The following is a 21,374-nucleotide window of genomic DNA, read 5'->3' on the forward strand; positions in this document are numbered from 1 at the left end:
TTCGGGGTGTTAATTTTTCTCCCCCTCAGGACTCTGTCTCTTGATCACATCTTTAGCCTACGCCACACGGCTTGACCGGGTGGCCCAGTGTTTTAGCACAGTGCTTATGGATTCTCTATCAAGCCACATAACCTAGAAGACTAGAGCTGGACTAGATTTTCAGAGATGTGTAGAAGATTAAGCTCATGACTAGCGCGCCACACGGCCCGCTACCCCCAAGTGCCCATTCCATTCATATGGCCCGACTCGTTCGGCCATCCAAAAAGGACTGACCCTCAATTTTTTTTCTCTTTATTTAACCTTAACGCCAAATCATACAATTCATTTTTATTTTTTCCGGTGATATTGCAAGCCAATTTCACAGCTTGTTTGAGAGGCATTTCTTCCATTAAATGTGTTAACAACGTTTCTTCTTCTTGGATATCTTTCTTTGCCAGACGAGGAGGAATGATTAAGACAAACTCGCCCCTGACATGTCCTTTGTCGCTCAACAACCAGTTTTTCACCTCAAGGCACGAGCCTGTCACAAAACGTTCAAACGTTTTGGTCAGTTCTTTAGCCAATACCAGTTCACATGATTCACCAAAAATGTCTGCAATATCTGAAAGGCAATCTACAATCCTGTGAGTGGACTCATAAAAAACTAAGGTATGGAGTGTCTTGCTATATTTTTGAAGTGCTTGCTTACGAGCTGAAGATTTAGCGGGCAGAAAACCTGCAAAGGTAAAGACATCGGTTGGAACACCGGCAGCACTTAATGCACTGATTAAAGCACAAGGACCTGGTATGGGAACTACGGAAATATCTTCTTCTCGAGCAAGTTTCACTAAAGGATAACCGGGATCACTGATTAATGGGGTTCCTGCATCGCTGATTAAGGCGTAACTTTGACCTTGTTGCAGCTGTTCAATAATCACCTTGCTTTTTTCCGCTTCATTAAAGGCATGCAAAGAAACTAAAGGTTTTTTAATGCCCAAGGCAGTCAATAATGGTTGTGAATGGCGCGTGTCTTCTGCCAAAATCACATCCACAGCTTGTAAGGTGTCAATGGCTCTTTTGCTAATATCTTCGAGATTACCAATGGGAGTTGCAACAATATAAAGCGTACCAGGGGTTATTGCTGAAGAGGCTGTCATAGTTTATTCTCTATCTCTTCTTATTTAGGGGTATGGGTTAAATAGGTCAAGCGAATGAAATCCTCAATCTATAAATTAAGTGTATTGTATCTTTGTTTTTTATTGCTGACCGGTTGCGCTAATGTGTCAGATACCCCAATGCAAGTCAACCAACAATTAGCGAGCCCTTACACCATGCCCGCTGCTACTTACTTGGCCCAGGCTAAAGAGAGAAGCGGTGAGGAAGAACAACGTTTGCGGATCATGGCAGCTGGCCGCTTGATTCATGAAGGCCAATGGCAGCAAGGCCAGGCTATATTATCTCGAGTGAATCATTTATCTTCCGATTTAGCGGATAAAAAGAATCTTTTGTTAGCCAAAATTGAAATCATTCGAGATAGGCCTCAATCAGCGGTTAAAACGTTAGCTAAAATTCAAAACATTCAGAATTTACCGATATATTATCAGGCGCAATATCATGAACTCTTAGCAGAGGCGTATAAAAATACCTCAAAAGTTTCTCTGGCCGTGGAAGAACGCATTAAACTCTCAAGACTTTTACCGGATGAGCCTTCTAAAGCCAATAATTTACGTGCCCTTTGGCTTGCCTTAGCAACAGAGCCCACCCAGGAATTAAATACATTAGCTTTGGAAGAAGAAGACGGTTCAGAGCTTAAAGGTTGGATAGAGCTAGCCTTACTCTCTCGCGAGGACTATAGCAACCCAGGTGATATGGTCAAAGCCATTCAAAACTGGAAATCTCAATATACAGCGCATCCTGCCCATTCTTTATTAAATGCCTCAAGCCTTGATCAAAAACTCATTTCTCATCCTCGCCAAGTGGCTTTACTATTGCCTTTGTCGGGTTCTCTAGGAGGGCCTGGGATGGCGATTCGTGATGGATTTATGGCAGCTTATAAAAGAAGTCAAGATTCTGGTGGGTTAACGGTTCGCTTTTATGATACGAACCAATCCGATCCTATCGTTTTATATCAGCAAGCACTTGATGAGGGAGCGGATTATGTGGTTGGACCATTAACTAAATCCGATGTGGCCAAGGTGGCTTCGTTAAATCATCCTGTTCCTACTTTATTTTTAAATGATCTCAATGGTCATGTGAAAGAGAATGCATACCAGTTTGGTCTTTCCCCGACGAATGAGGCTCGCCAGGTGGCTTCTAAAGCGCGACTAAATGGCCATACGCGCGCACTGGTGATAGCACCAGAAGGCGGTTGGGGTGATGAAGTGGTGGCAGCGTTTAGCCAACAGTGGCGTGCCAATGGTGGTCGCGTGGTGGATACCTTACAATATGGATCCAACGATAATTTAAACCAGTCAATCCGCGATTTTTTACATATTTCAAACAGTGAAGCAAGAAAAAAAGCCATAAAAGAAGCCCTTGGACGAAACATTGAAGCCACACCAAGACGTCGCCAAGATTTTGATATGGTCTTTTTATTAGCTTATCCTAGCAAAGCTCGTCAAATCATGCCCTTGTTACGGTATTATTATGCGGGTGATGTTCCTGTTTATTCCACATCAAGTGTGTATGGCGGCCATCCTAACTCATTAAAAGACCGCGATCTAAATGGGATTATGTTTTGCGATATGCCTTGGGTGTTTGAGCATAACTTAGGGTATAAAAGCTGGCCCGAACAATTAAACAGTTATAATCGTTTATATGCACTAGGAATGGATAGTTATGAGCTTTCCAACCAATTGAACCAACTTTTAGTCTTCCCAGCTATGGGTGTTCGCGATAAAAGCGGTATTTTGTATCTTAACCCCAACGGCCAAATTGCTCGCATTTCTGCTTGGGGGCAATTTAAACAAGGCTTGGTTGAGCCGATGAATAAGTTATCGGTGACTTAGGCCCGCTAATGAATCCTTGAAATTGTATTCCTTCTTAAAATACCCCTATACTGATCATTAAAGAGAATAATTCTAATCGCTCTGGGTCATACCATGCCAGATTTTCAATTTACAGCGCGTGATGCGAGTGGCAGCACTGTTCGAGGGGTGCGAAAAGCGCGCTCGGCTGAAGATTTGGCTATGCAATTGCAAAAAGAATCGCTAATGCCTTTGGATATTGAGCAGGCTACTAAAGCGAAAATCCAAGCTGCACAGCCCGCTGCTAAATCATCCGGACTCTTTAAAAAACAAGTCGCGAAAGAAGAGTTACAAATGTTTTGCCGACAGATGTATACGCTTATTAAGTCGGGAATTCCATTAGCCATAGCCATCGCAAGGCTTGCTGAATCTACCCATGATAAAGAGCTTGCAAAAACGCTTCAGCAAATTTTAGTGGGTTTAAATGAGGGACAAAGCCTACATGCCTCGATGAGGCGCTTTCCGAAAGTTTTTTCTGATTTTTTTATTAATCTTGTTAAGCTCGGAGAGGAAATTGGAAAATTAGATGAGGTCTTTTATCATCTATCTGAATATATGTTATTAGAAATTGAAACCGGTAAAAAGTTAAAAAAGGCTATGCGTTACCCTTTAATTGTTTCTTTTGTGACTTTTTGTGCTGTCATTGGAGTTACAGTATTTGTTATTCCTGCATTCGCTAAAATGTTTGAATCATTTCATGCAGAGCTTCCTTTGCCAACACTAATTTTAGTATACGTTGCCAATTTTTTTATTAATTACTGGTATGTCGTATTGATAGGCTTAATTGCTCTCATTTATGGCTTTAGATATTACATAAAAACGCCCGATGGGGCAATCGCGTGGTCTAAGTGGCAATTAAAAATACCTATTTTTGGCTGGCTCATTCATCGCATTATTTTGTCGCGTTTTACACGGCTTTTTGCTTTAGTTTTAAGAGCGGGGTTAAGTGCCGTTGAAGGGATTAATTTGGTTGGTAAGTCTACGAATAATGCCTACTTTGCAGCAAAAATCCAATCGGTGACTCAATCTATTGGACGAGGCAATACCATTGCAACCTCTCTTGCGCAAACCAAACTTTTTCCTCCGTTGGTCTTACAAATGATATCACTTGGAGAAGAAACAGGACGTATTGATGAGCTATTAAATGATGCGGCTGATTTTTATCAACGGGATATTGAATATGATTTAGCTCGATTTAATGATTACATTGAGCCAATTATGATAGTCATTGTGGCTGGTATGGTTCTTATTTTGGCCTTAGGCGTATATATGCCAATGTGGGACTTCGCGGGCAAGGCATTAAAACGATAGAAGGTTACCTACCGCACAATAGAACAAATAACCAAAAAAATAACTGTGGTTTACTTGTATAATTTTTAAACATGTACTATTTTTATTATATATAGATGTTCCTATCTATATGTTTTCATTTTGGAAGGGGATTTGAAGATGAAAATGAAAATGAAAAAAAGCCTTGGTTATGGGTTAATGGAAGTAGCATTAGGTATCGCTATTGTAGGCGCAATAGCCGTAGGTACAGCAGCGACTTATAACAACATAGGCACCGATGCTGAAGCAAATGTTTTAGCAAAATTAGCATCTGATATAGCTGAAGCTGCCAAAGTCAATTATTACGCTTGTCAAAGTGGTGGAGGCACATGTGCGACTTTAGCGGATTGTGATGCTCACAAAACGTTATTTGTCGGTGGGGCTTGGCCATCAGGTGTAACAGTTGCTGATGGAACTACTTCCGGATGCAAGATAACGTATGGAAGTTCTTCATTAGATAATTATGCAGTTCCGGGTGTATAAGTGGGCGCATAAGTTAATTTTAATTATCTAATTATAAAACTCTTGCTTTCTCTCTTTTGGACAAAGCAAGAGTTTATAGGAGATTTTTAAGTTACTTGAATAATATGGAAGTCCGTACTAAATTTATAGTATGGAATCAACATATTTAGAGGATCACTACAATGAAAAGACAATCTGGTTTTACTTTGATGGAACTTGTGGTAGTGATTGTGATTCTTGGAATCCTTGCGGCAGTAGCCGTGCCAAACTATATTGACCTGACCGATGAGGCCGGCGAAGCTGGAGCGAAAGGCGTCGCAGGAGGCTTGACTTCAGCTAGTGCAATCAATTTGGCAGCTTGTAAAGCTGGGTCTGCGAGTTGTTTCACAACTACGGGTCAAACTTGTACACAAATTGCTACTGGCGTATTAGCTGGTGGATTGCCAGATGGCTATACCAGTGGTACAACCGCGGTTACCTTCACCGGTGGCGTTGCTACTTGTACGATTACTGAAGCCACATCTGGAAAAACCGCTACAGCAAGAGTTCATGAAACTTAATCGCTATAATGCATAACTATTTTAAGCCCCGCTTTTCAAGGCGGGGTATTTTTATTCTGGCTGCTTAGCCCAGATCTTTAAGGATAAATGAATGATCGCGTTGTTAGTCGTAGGAGTACTCATCATTGCAATAGGACTCATGATGATTTTTGCACCGGCAACGCTTTATAAAATCAATGCGGCTTTAAATAAAAAAATATTTACCGATAAGGAAATTTTCAAAAATAAAACCACCGTGGCGGTTATTTATATCGCCGTTGGGTTTCTTCTGGTGTTTACCTATTTACAGTATTTTTTTCGATAAGAGAGCGCCCTCGAATAATATTCTTAATATGGGTCCCCGATTGGATTGCAAATTTGTTGATGCGCAGGCCTGGAGATGGCCCGAACGAGTCGGGCCATGTAGGGGTATATTAGTCGGGCCAGGAAGGATTGGGCAATCGGCCAGGTAGGAAGGATTAATCCGGTTAGGTAGAAGGGTGATCTCAGAACCCCCGCCTACTTGGCCTGACTTGTTCAGGCCATCTCTTAGGTGACCCGAATAAATCGGATTAGGTCGGGGGCAGTCGGGCTGGTTTGGTCAAGCGCTCCAATAGAATTATTGATACTCTTGCTGTAATTCTAAGGGCACGACATGATGGAGTCTTGAGTACAGTCCCATCGCTTGCTCGCAAAATACTTGCAGTTGCTGACGATTTTCCCAAATCATATAATCCACACCCTTACGAAACGCTTGTACACGACATAAGGTGGTGACTAATTCCATTTCGTGCTTTGAAAGACCGAGATGATCGTTTAATTCTATCAGCTCAATTAGTTTTACATGTTGTCTAACGGGACGATGTTCATGGAGTAAAAATGCTTTTAAGGTCAACTCAAAAGCAAGGTAGATAAGCGATGTTACAGGCAATAAAGCATCAACACTTAAATGATCATCAAAGGAAACTTCAGCGTTTTGCTGTAATAAGTGCTCAGCGCAATAAGCATGCTGGGCTGCTATTTCTAGCATAGATACCGCCTCAAGGTAATGCTTTTCCATAGTATGCTCCTTTAGTTAGGAGGTTATAAACATACCCTAGCTACACAATACTCCGACCGCCATCAACGCGCAAGATTTCACCCGTAATAAATGGATTATCAATCAGCGAGCACACTGCTTGAGCAATATATATAGGGTCACCATGTTGTTTTAGTGGGGTAGCATTAATAATCTTCGCTTTTAAATCAGGTGTGAGTGTATTGTCTTCTTCTGGCCAGACAATGGCGCCAGGTGCGACGGCATTGACTCGAACAAGAGGCGCAAATTCTCGTGCAAGCGCTTTCGTTTGCATGTTTAATGCCGCTTTGGTTTGGCAATAAACCGCATACCCTTTTAAAGGTTTGTCGCTATGAATGTCAGTAATATTAATGATGCATCCTTTCGTTTCTGAAAGATAAGGATAAGCCTCAAGGCTAAGCCAAAAAGGGGCGCGCACATTGGCGACAAACAACGCCTCCCAATCGCCCTCATTCGGTTTGCTAAAGTCAGTAGGCTTAAAAAGTGACGCGTTATTCACCAACGCATCCAATCGGCCAGCCCAGTCCATGGCTTCCTGAATTAATCGTTTCGCTGTTTCTTTGACAAGAAGATCGCCTGAAACTATCTTTGCACTGTTATTTCTTGTATCATTCAGTCTTTTTGATAGGCTTTCTGCTTCTTTTTTTGATTGCAAATAATGAATGAGCACACGAAAGCCTTGCTTATGCAAATACTCAGCAGTGGCTGCTCCAATTCGTCGAGCCGCCCCCGTGATTAACGCAACAGGTGCTTGTATATGGGGTTTAACCAAGGTATGGTCCTGTTTTTTTTGCATGGTTATATCTCTTAATTGCCATTAAGTTACAGATTTAATATTGTGCTACTTGCTAGGGTCTACGCATGAAAAAGGTTGTTTTTAACTCAATACGGAAAATAACTCGTCTTTGCGAGCACTAGCGAAGCAATCCAGATCGATGCTCCGTTGAAATCCTGTACTGGATTGCTTCACTTCGTTCGCAATGACGGTATATTTTTTCATGCTTAGCCCTGCGCGACTCGGTTAACATAAACTTAATGTAGAGTTGATAGTTTAATTATATGAGCTTAATTGAACGAATTTCCAATCAAATCCGAGAAAAAGGGGATATCTCCTTTGCGGAATATATGCATCTTGCGCTCTATCATCCTAAATTTGGTTATTACAGCGCCGGTTTGCCAAAATTTGGTCGTGGTGGTGATTTTGTAACGGCACCTGAATTAACACCGTTCTTTGGCTATGCGTTGGCTAATCAGTGTGAACCCATTTTACGTGAGCTCGAATCACCTAGTATTCTTGAATTTGGCGCGGGTTCAGGCCGACTGTGTGTGGATATATTGACTCGCTTAAACGCATTAGTTTGCTTACCAGAGGTTTATTATATTCTTGAAGTTAGCCCCAATTTACGCTACCGCCAAGAAGTACTTATTCAAGAACAACTTCCTGACTTGGCTTCTCGCGTGCAATGGCTTTCTAAATGGCCTGAAAAGCCCTTTAACGGGATTTTGATAGCCAATGAGGTACTTGATGCCATGCCGGTTAATCGCTTCGTAGTGGAGAAATCTCAGCTATTAGAGAGCCATATTAGCCTTGATTCAGAGGGAAAGTTGAAAGAAATATATAAACCCTCTGAAAACGAGCGATTAATCCATCATATAGAAACTAGGCTACCATCCGTATCCAATCCTTATCAGTCCGAAGTTAATTTGTTTATCAATGGGTGGATAAACGCTGCTTCAACGATCCTTCTGCATGGCGTAGTCCTCATCTTGGATTATGGCTTCCCAAGGCAGGAATATTACCATCCTGATCGCCAAATGGGTACATTGATGTGTCATTATCAGCATCAATCACATACAAATCCTCTGGCGCATCCAGGCGAAGAAGACATCACAGCGCATGTGGATTTTACGCACGTAGCGGAAGCAGCGGTTGACGCGGGGTTTCAAATCTTAGGATATACTAATCAAGCGGCGTTTTTATTGGCCAATCGAATCCTTGATTTTTTAACCGACGTAGCCAGTGAAACGGAACGCGTTAAACACACCCAAGCCGTGAAGCTCTTGTTGCAAGAGAGTGAAATGGGTGAGCTTTTCAAAGTGATGGCATTGGGGAAAAGATTTGATGAGCCATTATCTGGCTTTCAGTTATTTGATAAGCGAAGCAGTCTTTAAAGAGGCATACGAACATGGGCAAATATTTAACGACGGTTGAATTGCAGAAAGAATCCATGAAATTTTCTGCCGGCCACACAACCATTTTTTCCGCTACAGAACGTGAACCCCTTCACGGGCATCATTACGGCGTTTATCTGGCTTTAACCACGTGGGTTGAAGACAACGGCATGACGTTTGATTATCGCTATTATAAAGAACGAATTCATAAATTATGCCGCCACCTTAATCAAACGTTTCTGATGCCAGAATTCTCCCCGTTTATGACCAAGGAGGAGGATGAGGAATATTTTTATTTCACCTTTAATCAAAAGCGCATTCCTTTTTTGAAAGAAGATGTGACCTTAATGCCTTTAAGCAACATTACCGTAGAAGAACTTTCACGTTGGTTTGTGAATGAATTAATTAAAGACGAAGCCGAGTTGCAACGACATCGCATTGAAAAAATCGTGGTTAAAGTATTTTCTGCCCCAGGCCAGTCGGCTAGCCATGAGTGGGTTCGTGTGGCGTAAAATTGAGCTAGACTCAATGAAGCCCTTCACACCACAATATACGATGGCTAACGATTTTTCAGAACACTCCCTTACAGTCTTGGCTCAGTCACACCGTTTGGAAAATCCTCGGGACTTTGTGCTTCAGTCGATTGATCATTTGAATCGCTTCTCTTATCCCCACTAAAAAGTCCATTTGACGTGATGGAAGTGTCAGACGACTTGACTGGAGCGATCGTTGGGTTTTTTAGAAACGCTTGATATTCACCCTCATCAAATTCAGGAAGGCTTCCTTCTTTAGGTTTATAGCGATTAAGCAGCATGCCAGATAAAGCGGCTAGTGCAAACCCTGCGGCTAATACGCCAAGTCCTATCGGTAAGGGTAAAAACAATAATGTCGTTAGCACCAAAGCAGGAATCATCAAATCAATAAATACAGCTCGGATCACTTGTTTTTTCTGAAAACTGACTACATTGGCGCTGTGCTCGGAGCTAGCCGTAAGGCGCTTGATTTCTAAATACAAGAGTTTTTTATACGATTCATCTTTGGAGCCCTTAAATTCCTCTAAGAGAGCCAAACATTCCTCTTTGGCGGTTTTTCCTTTCGCCTTGCTGTGAAGAATATCAATAAAACCTGAAACAGCCGAGTAGGCAACCGTTAAAGCAAAACAAATTGCCGCTCCTGCTAACATAATAACAAGAGCCGTAGGAGCCACTAAAATACCTGGAGGAATTAAGAAAGCACAGGCCACAAAAAATCCTACCACTAAGGAAACTGAATACGTGAGATCTAAGGACCATCGATACTTTTGATACTTCCAGTCTAAAGTCCGTTCTTTGATGGTGCGCATTAAGCGTTTTTTGTGGTGCTCAAGTTTTTCTTTTTCGTCACCACTCGCTTTATCAATTTTTGAATTTAGATTAACTAGTTCTTGTTGATATTGAAGCATTTCTTTATTAAATCGTGTGCTTTCTTCGTATATTCTCCATATAGTCAGCGACGCATCCACCAAAAGTAAACCAACCGTTAAGGCATTTCCCCAGTACCCCAGCATGCCACTACCGACAAGCCAAGCAAAGGTAACTAAGTTGACCGTTGCCCAGACTAAATCATTTAACAAAGTATATTTTCGCTGGTTCCACTGAGTTAGAAATCGTTCTCCTGCGGGGATATGTTCTTTTTCTCTTTTACTCATCCATGGCCCTTGTAAGGTGTGCTTGAGTAAGAGAGACAAATTTAAGCCAAAACGAGCGTAATAGAGAGACCAGCTTAAGGTTCCAAGGTAATAATCAGGCCTAGTTAATACAAATTGCGCTTGATCCCGTTGTGCCATGGTTTCGGGTAAAACGCTTAAGATGCTTGCGGTCATCCCTTCGCCCCAAACCCAATAAAGTCTGCGCTCATTGATATCATTCATGAAATTTCTAACGGCCACCGCTTGCCCGCCAGTAAACTCATGCACTGCTTCTCCTAACTTATAGCCCATGCTTAAACCCAAGTATTTGCAATGGGTGCCGTAAAACTGGTCTCGTAATTCTCTTAACATGGTTTCTGGGGAATGCGCTTTTGCACTAAAATTCAGTGCGGATATAAGCATTGAGCAAAGAAATATTTTATGACTCAATTCTTCTAAACTGCTTTTACGACCTTCGGTTTCATCCAAATGGTATTGGGCAGAGAAGATGTAAAAAGCAAATAATAGCTCTTCTTCTAGCGCTAGTTTTTGTGTTTGTGATAAAAATTTAAAGCTGGCTGGATTAATTTCAGCAAGACGATTACTTTTTGTAGCAACGGCTTCTCTTAAGGGTATTCGATTTCTAAAAATGGACAGTGTTTCTTTTTCAAAAAGCTCAGCCAGAGAGGATTTTCCTTGTTGCTGAAATAAGGAAACAACCGCTTCTCGACTCTCATCGCTTAACGACGCAAAGATCGCCGTGGTTAATTGTTCGACGATTACCTTATTGGCGCCATGCTCAGGGCTGCTCTTTGAATCCAAAACGTTTTTCCTTTTTGCTTTTATGTTTGAAAAGTACAAAGTGTACTAATTTATAACATAGCATGAGGTGGAAAAACAATCCATTGGTTATAATTAAATCAAATTGACCCCTGGCTTGGTCAGGTTTCAGGTTTCAGGTTTCAGGTATCAAGTATCAAGGCGTTAGTCTGATGTTTAATTAGTCCAACTAGCATCTTGGCTATCTGTTCATATTCATCTCTCCAGGCTTGCCAAATAGACTTCTCTATGTATCCAAGATCAAAACAGTATCTTAACCATATCCGCATCTCATCAGTAGAACCTAATGAAATGTAGATATATCGCCTAAATTCTACTTTTGATTTTTGTTTCGCAAACCCTTCAGCAAGATTAGAGCATATGCTTTTGCTTGCTCGCCTTATTTGGTCTGCTAATGAAAATTGTTCTATTTGTGGAAATTGCAAGCTTACTTTATGTATTTCCAACGAAATCTTATAAGCACGCTGAAATACTTTAAGTTCTTCAACTCTTTGTACCACCCGACCTCCTGATCCCTGATCCCTGATCCCTGATCCCAACTAAACCACTTCCACTTGACGATGATAAGCATCGTCATAGCGAGTAATGTCATCCTCTCCAAGATATTCGCCGCTTTGGACTTCAATCACATACAACGGCTCATGATGGGGATTACTTAACCGATGTAAGGTTTTTTGAGGAATGTAGGTTGATTGATTAACGCTTAGTTGCATTGTTTCTTGTCCATTGACCACTTCGGCAATTCCACCTACCACGACCCAATGCTCAGCTCGATGCTGGTGCATTTGTAACGATAATCGGGCACCTGGCTTTACCATTAAACGTTTTACTTTAAAGGTAGGTCCTTCAGCCAATATTTCATAAAATCCCCAGGGGCGAGAAACACATAAGTGATCGTCTGCCAATTGGCGATGTTCTTCTGATAAAGAATGAACGATGTCTTTGACTTGTTGTGAGTAGCGCTTGTCGGCGACCAAAACGGCATCTCCTGTGGCTACAATAATTTGGTCTTGAATTCCTAATGTGGTAACTAAGGTTCGCTCACTGCTGATGAGGCAGTTTTTACTTTCTTTTGCGATCACATTTCCTTGTAACGCATTGCCATTTTCATCTAAGACATTCGTTTCAGCCACGGCCGTCCAATCCCCTAGATCACTCCATTGCAAGTCAACGGGAATAACGCAGGCTTTATCCGTTTTCTCCATAATCGCGTAATCAATGGATTCACTGTGGCATTGGCTAAATGATTGGGCATCTAGACGCAAAAAATCATGCGCAACCTGGCCTTTGGCAACCGCTTCGAAAGAAGCATCATAAATATCCGAAGCATGAGTCTTAAGCTCATCCAGCCAAATCCCAGCGCGACCTGCAAACATGCCACTATTCCAGTAAAAATTTCCGGATTCAATAAACAGTTTTGCAGTTTGCTCATTAGGTTTTTCGCAAAAGCGCTTAACACGAAACGCTTCATTACCAAACACTTCTTGGGCTTCAATATAGCCATAACCCGTTTTAGGACTAGTGGGTTTAATACCAAAGGTGACAATGGTGTCATGGTGTTGAGCAATTTGAGTGCCTTTAAGAATGGCATCTTGAAAGGCGTTAGCATCACTTATCCAATGATCGGATGGCAAAAGAATCATCATGGCATCGCGACCATATTTTTGACTTAGAAAGTGAGCAGTAGAGGCAATGGCCGGTGCGGTATTTCGGGGGCAAGGTTCTAATAGATAAGTGGGAGATGCATCAAAACTTTGTAATTGCTCTTGTGATAAAAAATAATGCGCTTCATTGCAAACCACAACGGATTGATTTATCGGAAGATTCATGACTCGCTGCATTGTTTGTTGTAGTAGCGAGGTGTCGTTTTGTAAGTTTAGAAACTGCTTAGGAAAGTTTTTTCGTGACAAAGGCCAAAGTCTTGTACCAGAACCACCTGCTAGAATCACCGGGAAAATGTCAGCCATCATATAGGTCTCATCCTGTGGAATTTGGGGGTTCATTTTAGCCTTAATTTGTGATAGGTGGCAAATGTGGTGAAGACTATGCCGTGCTTAATAAATACCTTTTGGACAATTTTGGCAGAGCCTGGATCCCTCACATAAAGCCTGGTCTCTTGATCACATCTTAAACCTACGCCCGTGGCTTGACCCGGGGTCCAGTGTTTTAACGCAGTACCCCTGGATTCCATGGAACGTCGAAGAGTAGAGCGGGACTTGGTTTTCAAAGATGTGTAGAAGATTTAGCACATTAGCTGCTCTCGCGACGATTCAATTGCCGAATTTAGGATAAATTCGCTATAATGGTAAAATTATGCGCTTAATGAACGAACAATGAAAAAAGCTGTTATTTTATTATCTGGTGGATTGGATTCTGCAACGTGTCTTGCTATTGCAAAAGACTCAGGATTTCAGTGCTATGCATTGAGTTTTTCATATGGGCAAAAACATAGCCCTGAATTAGAGGCTGCTCGAGACATTGCAGCCACAATGGGAGTAAACGAGCATAAGATGGTTCATCTTGATCTGGGCCAGTTTGGCGGCTCAGCCTTAACCGACGATGCGATTGCTGTCCCTTCGTTTCAAGAAACCACATCCATCCCTGTAACGTATGTCCCGGCTCGAAATACGATCTTCTTGTCGATTGCACTTGGTTATGCAGAAGTGTTAGGGGCTTATGATCTATTTATTGGTGCGAATGCCGTTGATTATTCAAATTATCCTGATTGTCGTTTCGAGTTTATCGAAGCGTTTCAAAACCTTGCGAATATTGCTACCAAAGCAGGTACTGAGGGGCAACGATTCACCATTCACGCCCCATTACTGACGATGACCAAAAGTGACATTATTAAAACGGGGGTGAAGCTCGGTGTTGATTACGGATTAACGGTGTCTTGTTATCAATTAGATTCTCAAAAAGCAGCCTGCGGCGTGTGTGATAGTTGCACATTTCGTGCGCGCGGGTTTCAAGAGGCAAATGTGCTAGATCCTACATTATATCAATAGCTTATAAGTTTTTTTGTTCTATTTGATTACTTTTCTTTCATTTTTGTAATCATAATGATATATTTTCGCCGAGTTTTTTAATTTAACCCGGAGGGAATTATGTGGGAAAAAATGAAATCTTTTTTTACAAAAGATCTACCAGAGGGCTTTGATCGCTTTGTAGCGAAACCTTTTCTAAATAATTGGAAGTCGATTACAACGGTTGTAGTAGCGGCAACTGCAGTTGCTTTATGCTTGGTTTATCCGCCGATGATTCTATCCTTAGCTGTGTTTGCTTTGGCTTCTAGCCCTGCTATGGCTGCATTCGGCAGCGGTGCGGTTATGGCTGCAACCGCATTGGTGGCGTCAGCCGTAGCACTCACTGTGGCTTCTGTGTTTGGTTTGGCGTTTGGCGCTAAAAAATTGTTCGATACCTTCTTTAAAAAGGGTAGCGATGAGCAACCCGATGAAGAATTCAGCGATAGCGAAGATTCGACCGTTTCACCATCCTTAAGTAATTTAGGAGGTAGAAAGAAGTCTGCTAATGATGAAACACTAGACGCTGAAGAAGGACAACACGCATCGCCTTTGGATTCACATAAAAAATCGCCAGAAGTTAAGCCTGAAACTACACATGTTGCTTCTCCTTCAGCATCGTCCTAATTTTTGTAAGTTTAAAACGCGGCGTTTGCCGCGTTTTTTGTTTGAAGAGCAGCAATTTCAGTGATTTTGCGTTATAATTCGCCATTTTTAGCAATGGATATGGGGTTATGACAAAGGTTCGTACAATGCTGGTTACCAGTGCTCTTCCGTATGCCAATGGCCATTTGCATTTAGGCCATTTAGTGGAGCATATTCAAACCGATATCTGGGTGCGCACGCATAAAATGCTCGGTCATCAATGCATTAGTGTTTGTGGCGATGACGCTCATGGCACACCGATTATGCTAAAAGCAGAACAAGCGGGCATGACCCCCGAAGTGCTCACCGCTGAAATTAAACAAAGCCATGAACGCGATTTTATGGCGTTTGGTATAGCTTATGACAGCTATCATACTACGCATTCCGAAGAAAACTGCAAACTCTCAGAGTTAATATACGAACGGTTGAATGCTCGCGGCGATATTGTTAAAAAAACCATTCGCCAAGCGTATGATCCAGTCAAAGAAATGTTTTTACCCGATCGTTTCGTAAAAGGAACTTGTCCCAAATGCAAAGCGCCGGATCAATACGGGGATAATTGTGAAGCGTGTGGCGCTACGTATCTGCCAACGGACTTACTTGATCCAGTTTCCGCTATATCGGGCGCGAAGCCGATTGAAAAAGAGTCCGAACACTATTTCTTTGATTTGCCTCGTTATGAGACGCTATTAAGAAAGTGGACAAAGAGCGGTCATTTGCAGCCTGAAGTGGTGAATAAGTTGGATGAATGGTTTGAATCCGGCTTAAAACAATGGGATATCTCACGTGATGCACCCTATTTTGGCTTTCTTATTCCAGGAACATTAGATAAATATTTTTACGTGTGGCTTGATGCCCCCATCGGCTATATGGCGAGCTTTAAAAAATACTGCGATGAGCAAGGCCTTTCATTTGATGCATTTTGGGGAGAAGGCAGTGAGGCGGAGCTTTATCATTTTGTTGGTAAAGACATTGTTTATTTCCATGCTTTATTCTGGCCTGCGATGCTTGCAGGAAGCGGCCATCGTCTACCCACAGCCATCTATACCCACGGGTTTTTAACCGTGAATGGTCAGAAAATGTCGAAATCGCGTGGCACGTTTATTGAGGCTCGTCAGTATCTTGAATACCTTAATCCAGAATACTTGCGTTATTATTTTGCCGCGAAACTCAATAGCCGCGTAGATGATTTAGACTTAAATTTTGAAGATTTTATTAATCGAGTGAACGCAGACTTGGTGGGTAAAGTCGTGAATATTGCCAGCCGGTGCGCGGGATTCATCAATAAGCGCTTTGACAACCAATTGGCTAAAGAACTCAGCGAACCAAAGTTGTATGAAGCATTATTAGCGAAGCGCGAGCAAATTATTGAATCCTACGTCTCAAGAGATTATGCCCAGGCCATCCGCTTAATCATGGAAGCCGCTGATCGGGTTAATCAATACATCGACACCGAAAAACCTTGGGTTCTTGCAAAAGATTCTGAAAAACTTGCCGAAGTGCAAGCTATATGCACTATGGGTTTGAATTTATATCGCATGTTGATTACGTATTTAAAACCTGTTGTGCCGCAGATGGCAGCTGCTTCCGAAGATTTTCTAGATTGTGAATCCTTAACCTTTCAAGCGCTTGATACTCCATTGCTGAATCATCGCATTAATTTGTTTAAACCATTAATGGTACGCGTAGAGCGCGAAAAAATTGATGCGCTCTTGGCCGAGGGTCGTTAGATGCCAACGGTTAGCGAGATTGATGCACTTCTTCCACAAACCCAATGTGGGGAGTGCGATTTTAAAGGGTGTCGTCCTTATGCCGAAGCATTGGCAAATGGGAGTGTAACAATCGATCGTTGCCCGCCGGGTGGCGTGGAAACCCTAAAAGCCCTTGGTCGTTTATTAGAGGTAGATTCAACCCCCTATGTAGAACGTGTTTCTAAAAATACTCGTCTCCCTTCTCTCGCCGTGATTCGAGAGCCCGAATGCATTGGGTGCACCAAATGCATTCAGGCGTGTCCTGTGGACGCAATTATCGGCGGCGCGAAACAAATGCATACCGTTTTGGAGCATGAGTGTACGGGTTGTGGGTTATGCGTTGAGCCCTGTCCTGTGGATTGTATTGATATGGTATCTTTACCCGCCCCACAGTTTGATAAAACGATTTCACGAGAGCGTTTTCAGGCGCGAGAGGTGCGATTATTACGCGAGCAGCACGAAAAACAACAGCTTTATCGCGAAAAAAGAAAGCTTGCAGCACTTAAAGCAGGAGAAGAGCAAGATAAGCAGGCTAAGAACCATTATATTTTACAAGCTTTGGCCCGCGTTCAGGCGAAGAGAAATGAATAAAGAAAAACGAACGGCAATTTTCGAGCGCTTTCAAGAGAAAAATCCTCACCCTACAACGGAATTAAACTTTAGTACCCCGTTTGAATTATTAATAGCCGTTATTTTATCGGCTCAAGCAACGGATATCAGTGTAAATAAAGCTACGGAAAAATTATTTTTCGTAGCCAATACACCGAAAGCAATTTTAGAACTCGGTGAAGAGAGACTAAAAGAATACATTAAAACCATCGGGCTTTATAACAGCAAAGCGAAACACATCCTCAGTACTTCTGAGCTATTGCTTGAGCGCTACGATGGTGAAGTACCAGAAGAAAGAGAAGCCTTGGAAGCCTTACCCGGTGTGGGGCGAAAAACGGCTAATGTGGTTCTCAATACCGCATTTGATAAACCCACCATTCCGGTGGATACCCATGTGTTTCGCGTGGCCAATCGGACTGGCCTTGCCAAAGGGAAAACACCACTAGAAGTCGAGAAAAAATTACTCAATAATACCGAAAAGCGATTTTTACACAATGTGCATCATTGGCTCGTGTTGCACGGTCGTTATGTTTGCATCGCTAGAAAGCCTAAGTGCCCAGAGTGTTTGATTAATGATTTATGCGAATATAAGTATAAGACTCAGGGGTCGTAAAGACTCAAAAATTCCTGAACTAATAAAAATTGACCCATGATCTGAGTAAACCGCTAACTCCCAGAGTGGGTGGTGCGGTCAAAGCCGCACCACGTAGGCGAGTTAACCACCATGCGCTATTCCTACGTGCTGTGCTTTAAGCACAGCATCCATGCTAGGAGTTTGGATTTTCAATGAATGCTGTGGTCTCATAGAACATTACTCTAGCGGTCTACATTCGTGAATTTGAACCTAAGATCAGCCAGTTCATCGCAGCTCAGGGAATGTTAGGATTCCTTAACCGGTCGTTTCCAGCCTGAAATGGTTTTTTGTCGATTCTCGGTCAAGGTTAATTCGCCGGGAGGGGCGTCTTTCCGTATGGTGCTGCCCGCGCCGATGGTAGCATCTTTTCCTACCGTTACAGGAGCAACGAGCTGGGTATCAGAGCCGATAAACGCGCCGTCTTCAATTACAGTTTGGTATTTATTGGCTCCATCATAGTTACATGTAATTGTTCCTGCACCAATGTTAACGTGTTTACCAATCGTGACATCCCCTAAATAACTTAAATGGTTGGCTTTGCTGCCTTCATCAAAAACGGCGTTTTTGACTTCGACAAAATTACCGATCTTACAGTTTGAGGCTAAAATCGTGCCTGGTCTTATGCGGGCAAAAGGTCCAATTTGGCAATGATCCCCAATTTGACAATTTTCTAATACTGAATTTGCTAAAACTTGGCAATGTTCACCAATTTTAACGTTTTTAAGTACACAATTGGGGCCGATAACACTTCCTTCGCCGATAGATACTGAGCCTTCAAATACAGAATTTACATCGATGCAAACATCAAGACCGCATTCTAAAATCCCTCGTATGTCAATGCGCGCTGCATCCACGACATGAACTCCCTGTATCAATAATTGTTCGGCCAAGCGTTTTTGGAAAGCGCGCTCCAGCATCTGAAGTTGCTTACGATCATTGACCCCTAAAATCTCTAAGGGATCACTCGCTTCCATGGAGGCAATCTCTACCCCTTCATTAGAAGCCATGGCAATGATTTCGGTAAGATAATATTCTTCCTGAGCATTTTGATTGCTAAGCTTAGGAAGCCATCGGTTTAATGCTTCTCTGTGAGCGAGACAAATTCCACTATAGATTTCATCAATTTTCTTCTGATTGGCAGAAGCATCTTTTTCTTCAACGATGGCATGGATGCGCTCTGCCCCATCGCGCACCACACGACCAAATCCATAAGGGTCATCCACACACGCAACAAGTAATCCTAAATCTGTTACCGTAGAACCGATAGTGCTGGCAATAAGGCCGTGTAACGTCTCAAGTTGGATTAAAGGAACATCTGCTGAGAGGATTAAGACATGGCTATTTTCTGATAAATGAGGCAATGTCTGCAATACCGCATGGCCTGTTCCAAGCTGCATATCTTGCTTTACCCAATTGACCTTGAGATGGGATAATTCATCTTGAATCATCTCGCTATGATGGCCAACAACCACATGAATCGCATTGGGATTAAGCCGTGTTGCGGTGTCTACTACGCGCTCTAACATTGTTTTCCCAGCGAGCTTGTGCAGTACCTTCGGCTTTTTTGAGTGCATTCGTTTCCCAAGCCCTGCTGCAAGAATCACAATATCTAATAACATGATAATTTTATTTCCTGGATGATTACGAAGTGATTAAAATAATGATACTGTTTGAATCAAAATATATTGTATACCCTTTGTAAAAAATTGCGACCAAGGAGTTTTAAGATGACGATTTTTCTAATATTAGCCAAAAAAATCATTTTAGCCGAGCTAAAAGAATTAAGAAATCAATCGATAGGCTCCGATCAAAGTTTACCCAATCGTGTTTTTTCAACCTTTTGGCTAGGCCGCGATGCAGAAGTTTCCGATGCAAAACGCGATATTCTTGATGAGTTAATTCAAAATATCCGATCGTTTAAACCCAAAGAAACAGATGAAGACAATTTAGAAGCGTTGCTTCATCTGATTGCAGAAGGGAAAGAAATGGCTAAAAAAGTGAGTGATGAAAAAGGATTTGTTAATGAAGGTATGACGGGACCTGCTTTAGAGAGCCTTATGAGATTATTAAATTCAGTGCGGGATAAATTGCAGGAACACCAGCTCACCGATTTGGAGTGCAAAAATGATCCTTATGGAATTTTTTGCTTTTTTGCCGCCAAATATTTAGCTACTAAATTGGTAGATGATTTAAAAAAAGGGAAAGTTGCAGACATGCTGGATAACCCAAAAGTTTCCAGTGCTGCGCTAATTTCCAGCAAAAAAGACCTTATCCTAAGGAGAAGGTTATTGCTATGCAAAGTCATGATAGAACGAAGGGACCTATCTATAGATGAATTATCGATCAGAGAATGCGTAAAATCTGCGATTGACAATATTCTTGCTGACAATAGAACTCTGTGTGAGGAAGGAGCTAAGGTCAGCTTACCCTTTGGTGTAACCCTTTTTCGTTCGCTTCATTTAGGTCCAACACTTAACCCTTCCTTAGGAAGGCTGGCTGTTTTTATGAACGCTGCCATGGCGGCTCTTGAAAATCCAGCGTTGTATGATGCCGAACTCAGGGTGCGGAGAGATTCACAAGCAGCCCCGGCTCCAGCCTCTCCCGGTTAATTCACCACGCAAATCCGTTTCTAGCAAGGATTTTATGTGGGAAATATCCGAATATTTGCTCAGCAAATACATTAGCTTACAGTGAGCGGCTTCGGGTGTCATATCATGGCCGCTAATTAATCCCGCTTGTTTTAACGTATAACCTGTCGCGTATTGACTCATTTTAACATGCCCATGCTGGCATTGGCTGCAATTGACAATGATGATGCCGCGTCGGCAGGCGTCTTCTAATAGATTTAAAAAACGGGGATCATTATTTTGCGCGTTTCCAGCACCATAGGTTTCTAAAACCAAACCTCGTATGGGTTGTTCTAGGATATAAGATAACACTTCGGTTGCAAATCCAGGAAATAAACGAACATTTGCAATAAAATGCGGGAGAATGGTTTGAAAACGAAAGGGCTTGGATTTCGGCTTAAGTAATAAGCGTTCTTTTAAATTAATGGTGATGCCTGGCGTAGCTAAAAAGGGAAAGTTGGGTGAATCAAAGGCATCAAATCGTTGCGCACTGACTTTCTGGGCACGATTTCCGCGCAATAGTTTTTGATTAAAAAAAATACATACTTCTTTGATGGGTTCATGAGCACAAAGCCATAATGAGGTAATGATGTTATCAATGGCATCATTTCGCACTTCCGACAAAGGAATTTGAGAGCCTGTCAGAATAACGGGTTTATCGAGGTGTTCGAGCATGAATGATAAAGCGGATGCAGTATAAGCCATGGTGTCTGTTCCATGAAATACTACAAAGCCATCATATTGTTGATAGGCTTCATTAATGTCACTGGCTATTCGATTCCATTCACTCAAAGTCATGTTTGAGGAATCCAGTAAGGGATTATATTCTTTGATAAAAAACTTAGGCATATCTTTGTGTCGGAGAGCGGGAATATCTTGCAATGCTTTCTCAACATAACCCGGTGCAGGTTCATAACCGTGTTTTGTTTTGATGCTGCTAATGGTGCCGCCTGTGTTGATGATTAGTATGTTCTTCTTCATTCCAACCTGATCCTCA

Annotated in this window: 22 protein-coding genes; 13 read left to right on the forward strand and 9 right to left on the reverse strand. The window is 42.1% G+C overall.

Annotated elements, in window-relative coordinates; translation table 11 throughout:
* Positions 1–275: 275 nt before the first annotated feature.
* Positions 276–1,136 (reverse strand): 16S rRNA (cytidine(1402)-2'-O)-methyltransferase, encoded by an 861-nt coding sequence (rsmI, locus tag E1O41_RS08885; protein WP_131776962.1) that lies wholly within the window; start codon positions 1,134–1,136, stop codon positions 276–278.
* A gap of 54 nt (positions 1,137–1,190) precedes the next feature.
* Between rsmI and E1O41_RS08890 the strand changes: the two genes are divergently transcribed.
* The 5 genes from E1O41_RS08890 (at position 1,191) to E1O41_RS08910 (ending at position 5,660) form a co-directional block, all read left to right on the forward strand.
* Complete coding sequence (locus E1O41_RS08890) at positions 1,191–2,987, forward strand: penicillin-binding protein activator (protein WP_131776963.1); 1,797 nt, start codon at positions 1,191–1,193, stop codon at positions 2,985–2,987.
* 93 nt (positions 2,988–3,080) lie between these two features.
* Positions 3,081–4,316, forward strand: coding sequence for a type II secretion system F family protein (locus E1O41_RS08895; protein ID WP_131776964.1), 1,236 nt, complete (start codon positions 3,081–3,083; stop codon positions 4,314–4,316).
* A gap of 138 nt (positions 4,317–4,454) precedes the next feature.
* The gene (locus E1O41_RS08900) at positions 4,455–4,817 is read left to right on the forward strand and encodes a type II secretion system protein (RefSeq protein WP_131776965.1); all 363 of its coding nucleotides are present in this window, start codon (positions 4,455–4,457) and stop codon (positions 4,815–4,817) included.
* A 161-nt stretch (positions 4,818–4,978) separates the two neighbouring features.
* Entirely contained in the window at positions 4,979–5,356 is a 378-nt protein-coding gene (locus tag E1O41_RS11970) for a prepilin-type N-terminal cleavage/methylation domain-containing protein (RefSeq protein WP_131776966.1), read from the forward strand.
* 91 nt (positions 5,357–5,447) lie between these two features.
* Complete coding sequence (locus E1O41_RS08910) at positions 5,448–5,660, forward strand: hypothetical protein (RefSeq protein ID WP_131776967.1); 213 nt, start codon at positions 5,448–5,450, stop codon at positions 5,658–5,660.
* 294 nt (positions 5,661–5,954) lie between these two features.
* Here E1O41_RS08910 and E1O41_RS08915 read toward each other — a convergent pair whose 3' ends face one another.
* The 3 genes from E1O41_RS08915 to E1O41_RS11975 all read right to left on the reverse strand — a co-directional run bounded on the left by E1O41_RS08915 (position 5,955) and on the right by E1O41_RS11975 (position 7,413).
* Positions 5,955–6,395, reverse strand: a complete 441-nt coding sequence (locus E1O41_RS08915) for a hypothetical protein (RefSeq protein WP_131776968.1) — start codon at positions 6,393–6,395, stop codon at positions 5,955–5,957.
* A 40-nt stretch (positions 6,396–6,435) separates the two neighbouring features.
* A complete protein-coding gene (locus E1O41_RS08920; RefSeq protein WP_131776969.1) occupies positions 6,436–7,209 on the reverse strand; it encodes a pteridine reductase in 774 nt (257 codons plus the stop codon).
* Positions 7,210–7,290: 81 nt separating this feature from the next.
* The gene (locus tag E1O41_RS11975) at positions 7,291–7,413 is read right to left on the reverse strand and encodes a hypothetical protein (RefSeq protein ID WP_268237656.1); all 123 of its coding nucleotides are present in this window, start codon (positions 7,411–7,413) and stop codon (positions 7,291–7,293) included.
* 59 nt (positions 7,414–7,472) lie between these two features.
* On the opposite strand from E1O41_RS11975, the gene E1O41_RS08925 reads away from it, so the two are divergent.
* On the forward strand, positions 7,473–8,585 hold the full coding sequence (locus E1O41_RS08925) for a class I SAM-dependent methyltransferase (RefSeq protein ID WP_131776970.1): 1,113 nt from the start codon (positions 7,473–7,475) through the stop codon (positions 8,583–8,585).
* Positions 8,586–8,599: 14 nt separating this feature from the next.
* A complete protein-coding gene (locus E1O41_RS08930; RefSeq protein WP_131776971.1) occupies positions 8,600–9,097 on the forward strand; it encodes a 6-pyruvoyl trahydropterin synthase family protein in 498 nt (165 codons plus the stop codon).
* 71 nt (positions 9,098–9,168) lie between these two features.
* Here the strand turns inward: E1O41_RS08930 and E1O41_RS08935 are convergent, their stop codons facing one another.
* The 3 genes from E1O41_RS08935 to E1O41_RS08940 all read right to left on the reverse strand — a co-directional run bounded on the left by E1O41_RS08935 (position 9,169) and on the right by E1O41_RS08940 (position 13,061).
* A complete protein-coding gene (locus E1O41_RS08935) occupies positions 9,169–11,073 on the reverse strand; it encodes a hypothetical protein (RefSeq protein ID WP_131776972.1) in 1,905 nt (634 codons plus the stop codon).
* Between the two features lie 140 nt (positions 11,074–11,213).
* Complete coding sequence (locus E1O41_RS11845) at positions 11,214–11,591, reverse strand: four helix bundle protein (protein WP_188668216.1); 378 nt, start codon at positions 11,589–11,591, stop codon at positions 11,214–11,216.
* Positions 11,592–11,630: 39 nt separating this feature from the next.
* A complete protein-coding gene (locus E1O41_RS08940) occupies positions 11,631–13,061 on the reverse strand; it encodes a mannose-1-phosphate guanylyltransferase/mannose-6-phosphate isomerase (RefSeq protein WP_131776973.1) in 1,431 nt (476 codons plus the stop codon).
* Between the two features lie 363 nt (positions 13,062–13,424).
* Between E1O41_RS08940 and queC the strand changes: the two genes are divergently transcribed.
* From queC to nth, 5 genes are all read left to right on the forward strand, one after another.
* A complete protein-coding gene (gene queC / locus E1O41_RS08945; RefSeq protein ID WP_131776974.1) occupies positions 13,425–14,096 on the forward strand; it encodes a 7-cyano-7-deazaguanine synthase QueC in 672 nt (223 codons plus the stop codon).
* A 99-nt stretch (positions 14,097–14,195) separates the two neighbouring features.
* Positions 14,196–14,738 (forward strand): hypothetical protein, encoded by a 543-nt coding sequence (locus E1O41_RS08950; protein ID WP_165481159.1) that lies wholly within the window; start codon positions 14,196–14,198, stop codon positions 14,736–14,738.
* 107 nt (positions 14,739–14,845) lie between these two features.
* Positions 14,846–16,486 (forward strand): methionine--tRNA ligase, encoded by a 1,641-nt coding sequence (gene metG, locus E1O41_RS08955; RefSeq protein ID WP_131776976.1) that lies wholly within the window; start codon positions 14,846–14,848, stop codon positions 16,484–16,486.
* On the forward strand, positions 16,487–17,098 hold the full coding sequence (locus tag E1O41_RS08960) for an RnfABCDGE type electron transport complex subunit B (RefSeq protein ID WP_131776977.1): 612 nt from the start codon (positions 16,487–16,489) through the stop codon (positions 17,096–17,098).
* Complete coding sequence (nth, locus tag E1O41_RS08965) at positions 17,091–17,729, forward strand: endonuclease III (protein WP_131776978.1); 639 nt, start codon at positions 17,091–17,093, stop codon at positions 17,727–17,729. The genes E1O41_RS08960 and nth overlap by 8 nt, the downstream gene beginning before the upstream one ends.
* Positions 17,730–17,995: 266 nt before the next feature.
* On the opposite strand, the gene glmU is transcribed toward nth, so the two are convergent.
* The gene (glmU, locus tag E1O41_RS08970; protein ID WP_131776979.1) at positions 17,996–19,369 is read right to left on the reverse strand and encodes a bifunctional UDP-N-acetylglucosamine diphosphorylase/glucosamine-1-phosphate N-acetyltransferase GlmU; all 1,374 of its coding nucleotides are present in this window, start codon (positions 19,367–19,369) and stop codon (positions 17,996–17,998) included.
* A 108-nt stretch (positions 19,370–19,477) separates the two neighbouring features.
* Here glmU and E1O41_RS08975 point away from each other — a divergent pair, with 108 nt between their 5' ends.
* Positions 19,478–20,359: a hypothetical protein gene (locus tag E1O41_RS08975; RefSeq protein ID WP_131776980.1), complete on the forward strand. Its 882-nt coding sequence runs from the start codon at positions 19,478–19,480 to the stop codon at positions 20,357–20,359.
* On the opposite strand, the gene ansA is transcribed toward E1O41_RS08975, so the two are convergent.
* A complete protein-coding gene (gene ansA, locus E1O41_RS08980) occupies positions 20,324–21,358 on the reverse strand; it encodes an asparaginase (protein ID WP_131776981.1) in 1,035 nt (344 codons plus the stop codon). The genes E1O41_RS08975 and ansA overlap by 36 nt on opposite strands.
* Positions 21,359–21,374: the final 16 nt, after the last annotated feature.

Source organism: Legionella impletisoli, from assembly GCF_900639875.1.
Taxonomy (GTDB): domain Bacteria; phylum Pseudomonadota; class Gammaproteobacteria; order Legionellales; family Legionellaceae; genus Legionella_A; species Legionella_A impletisoli.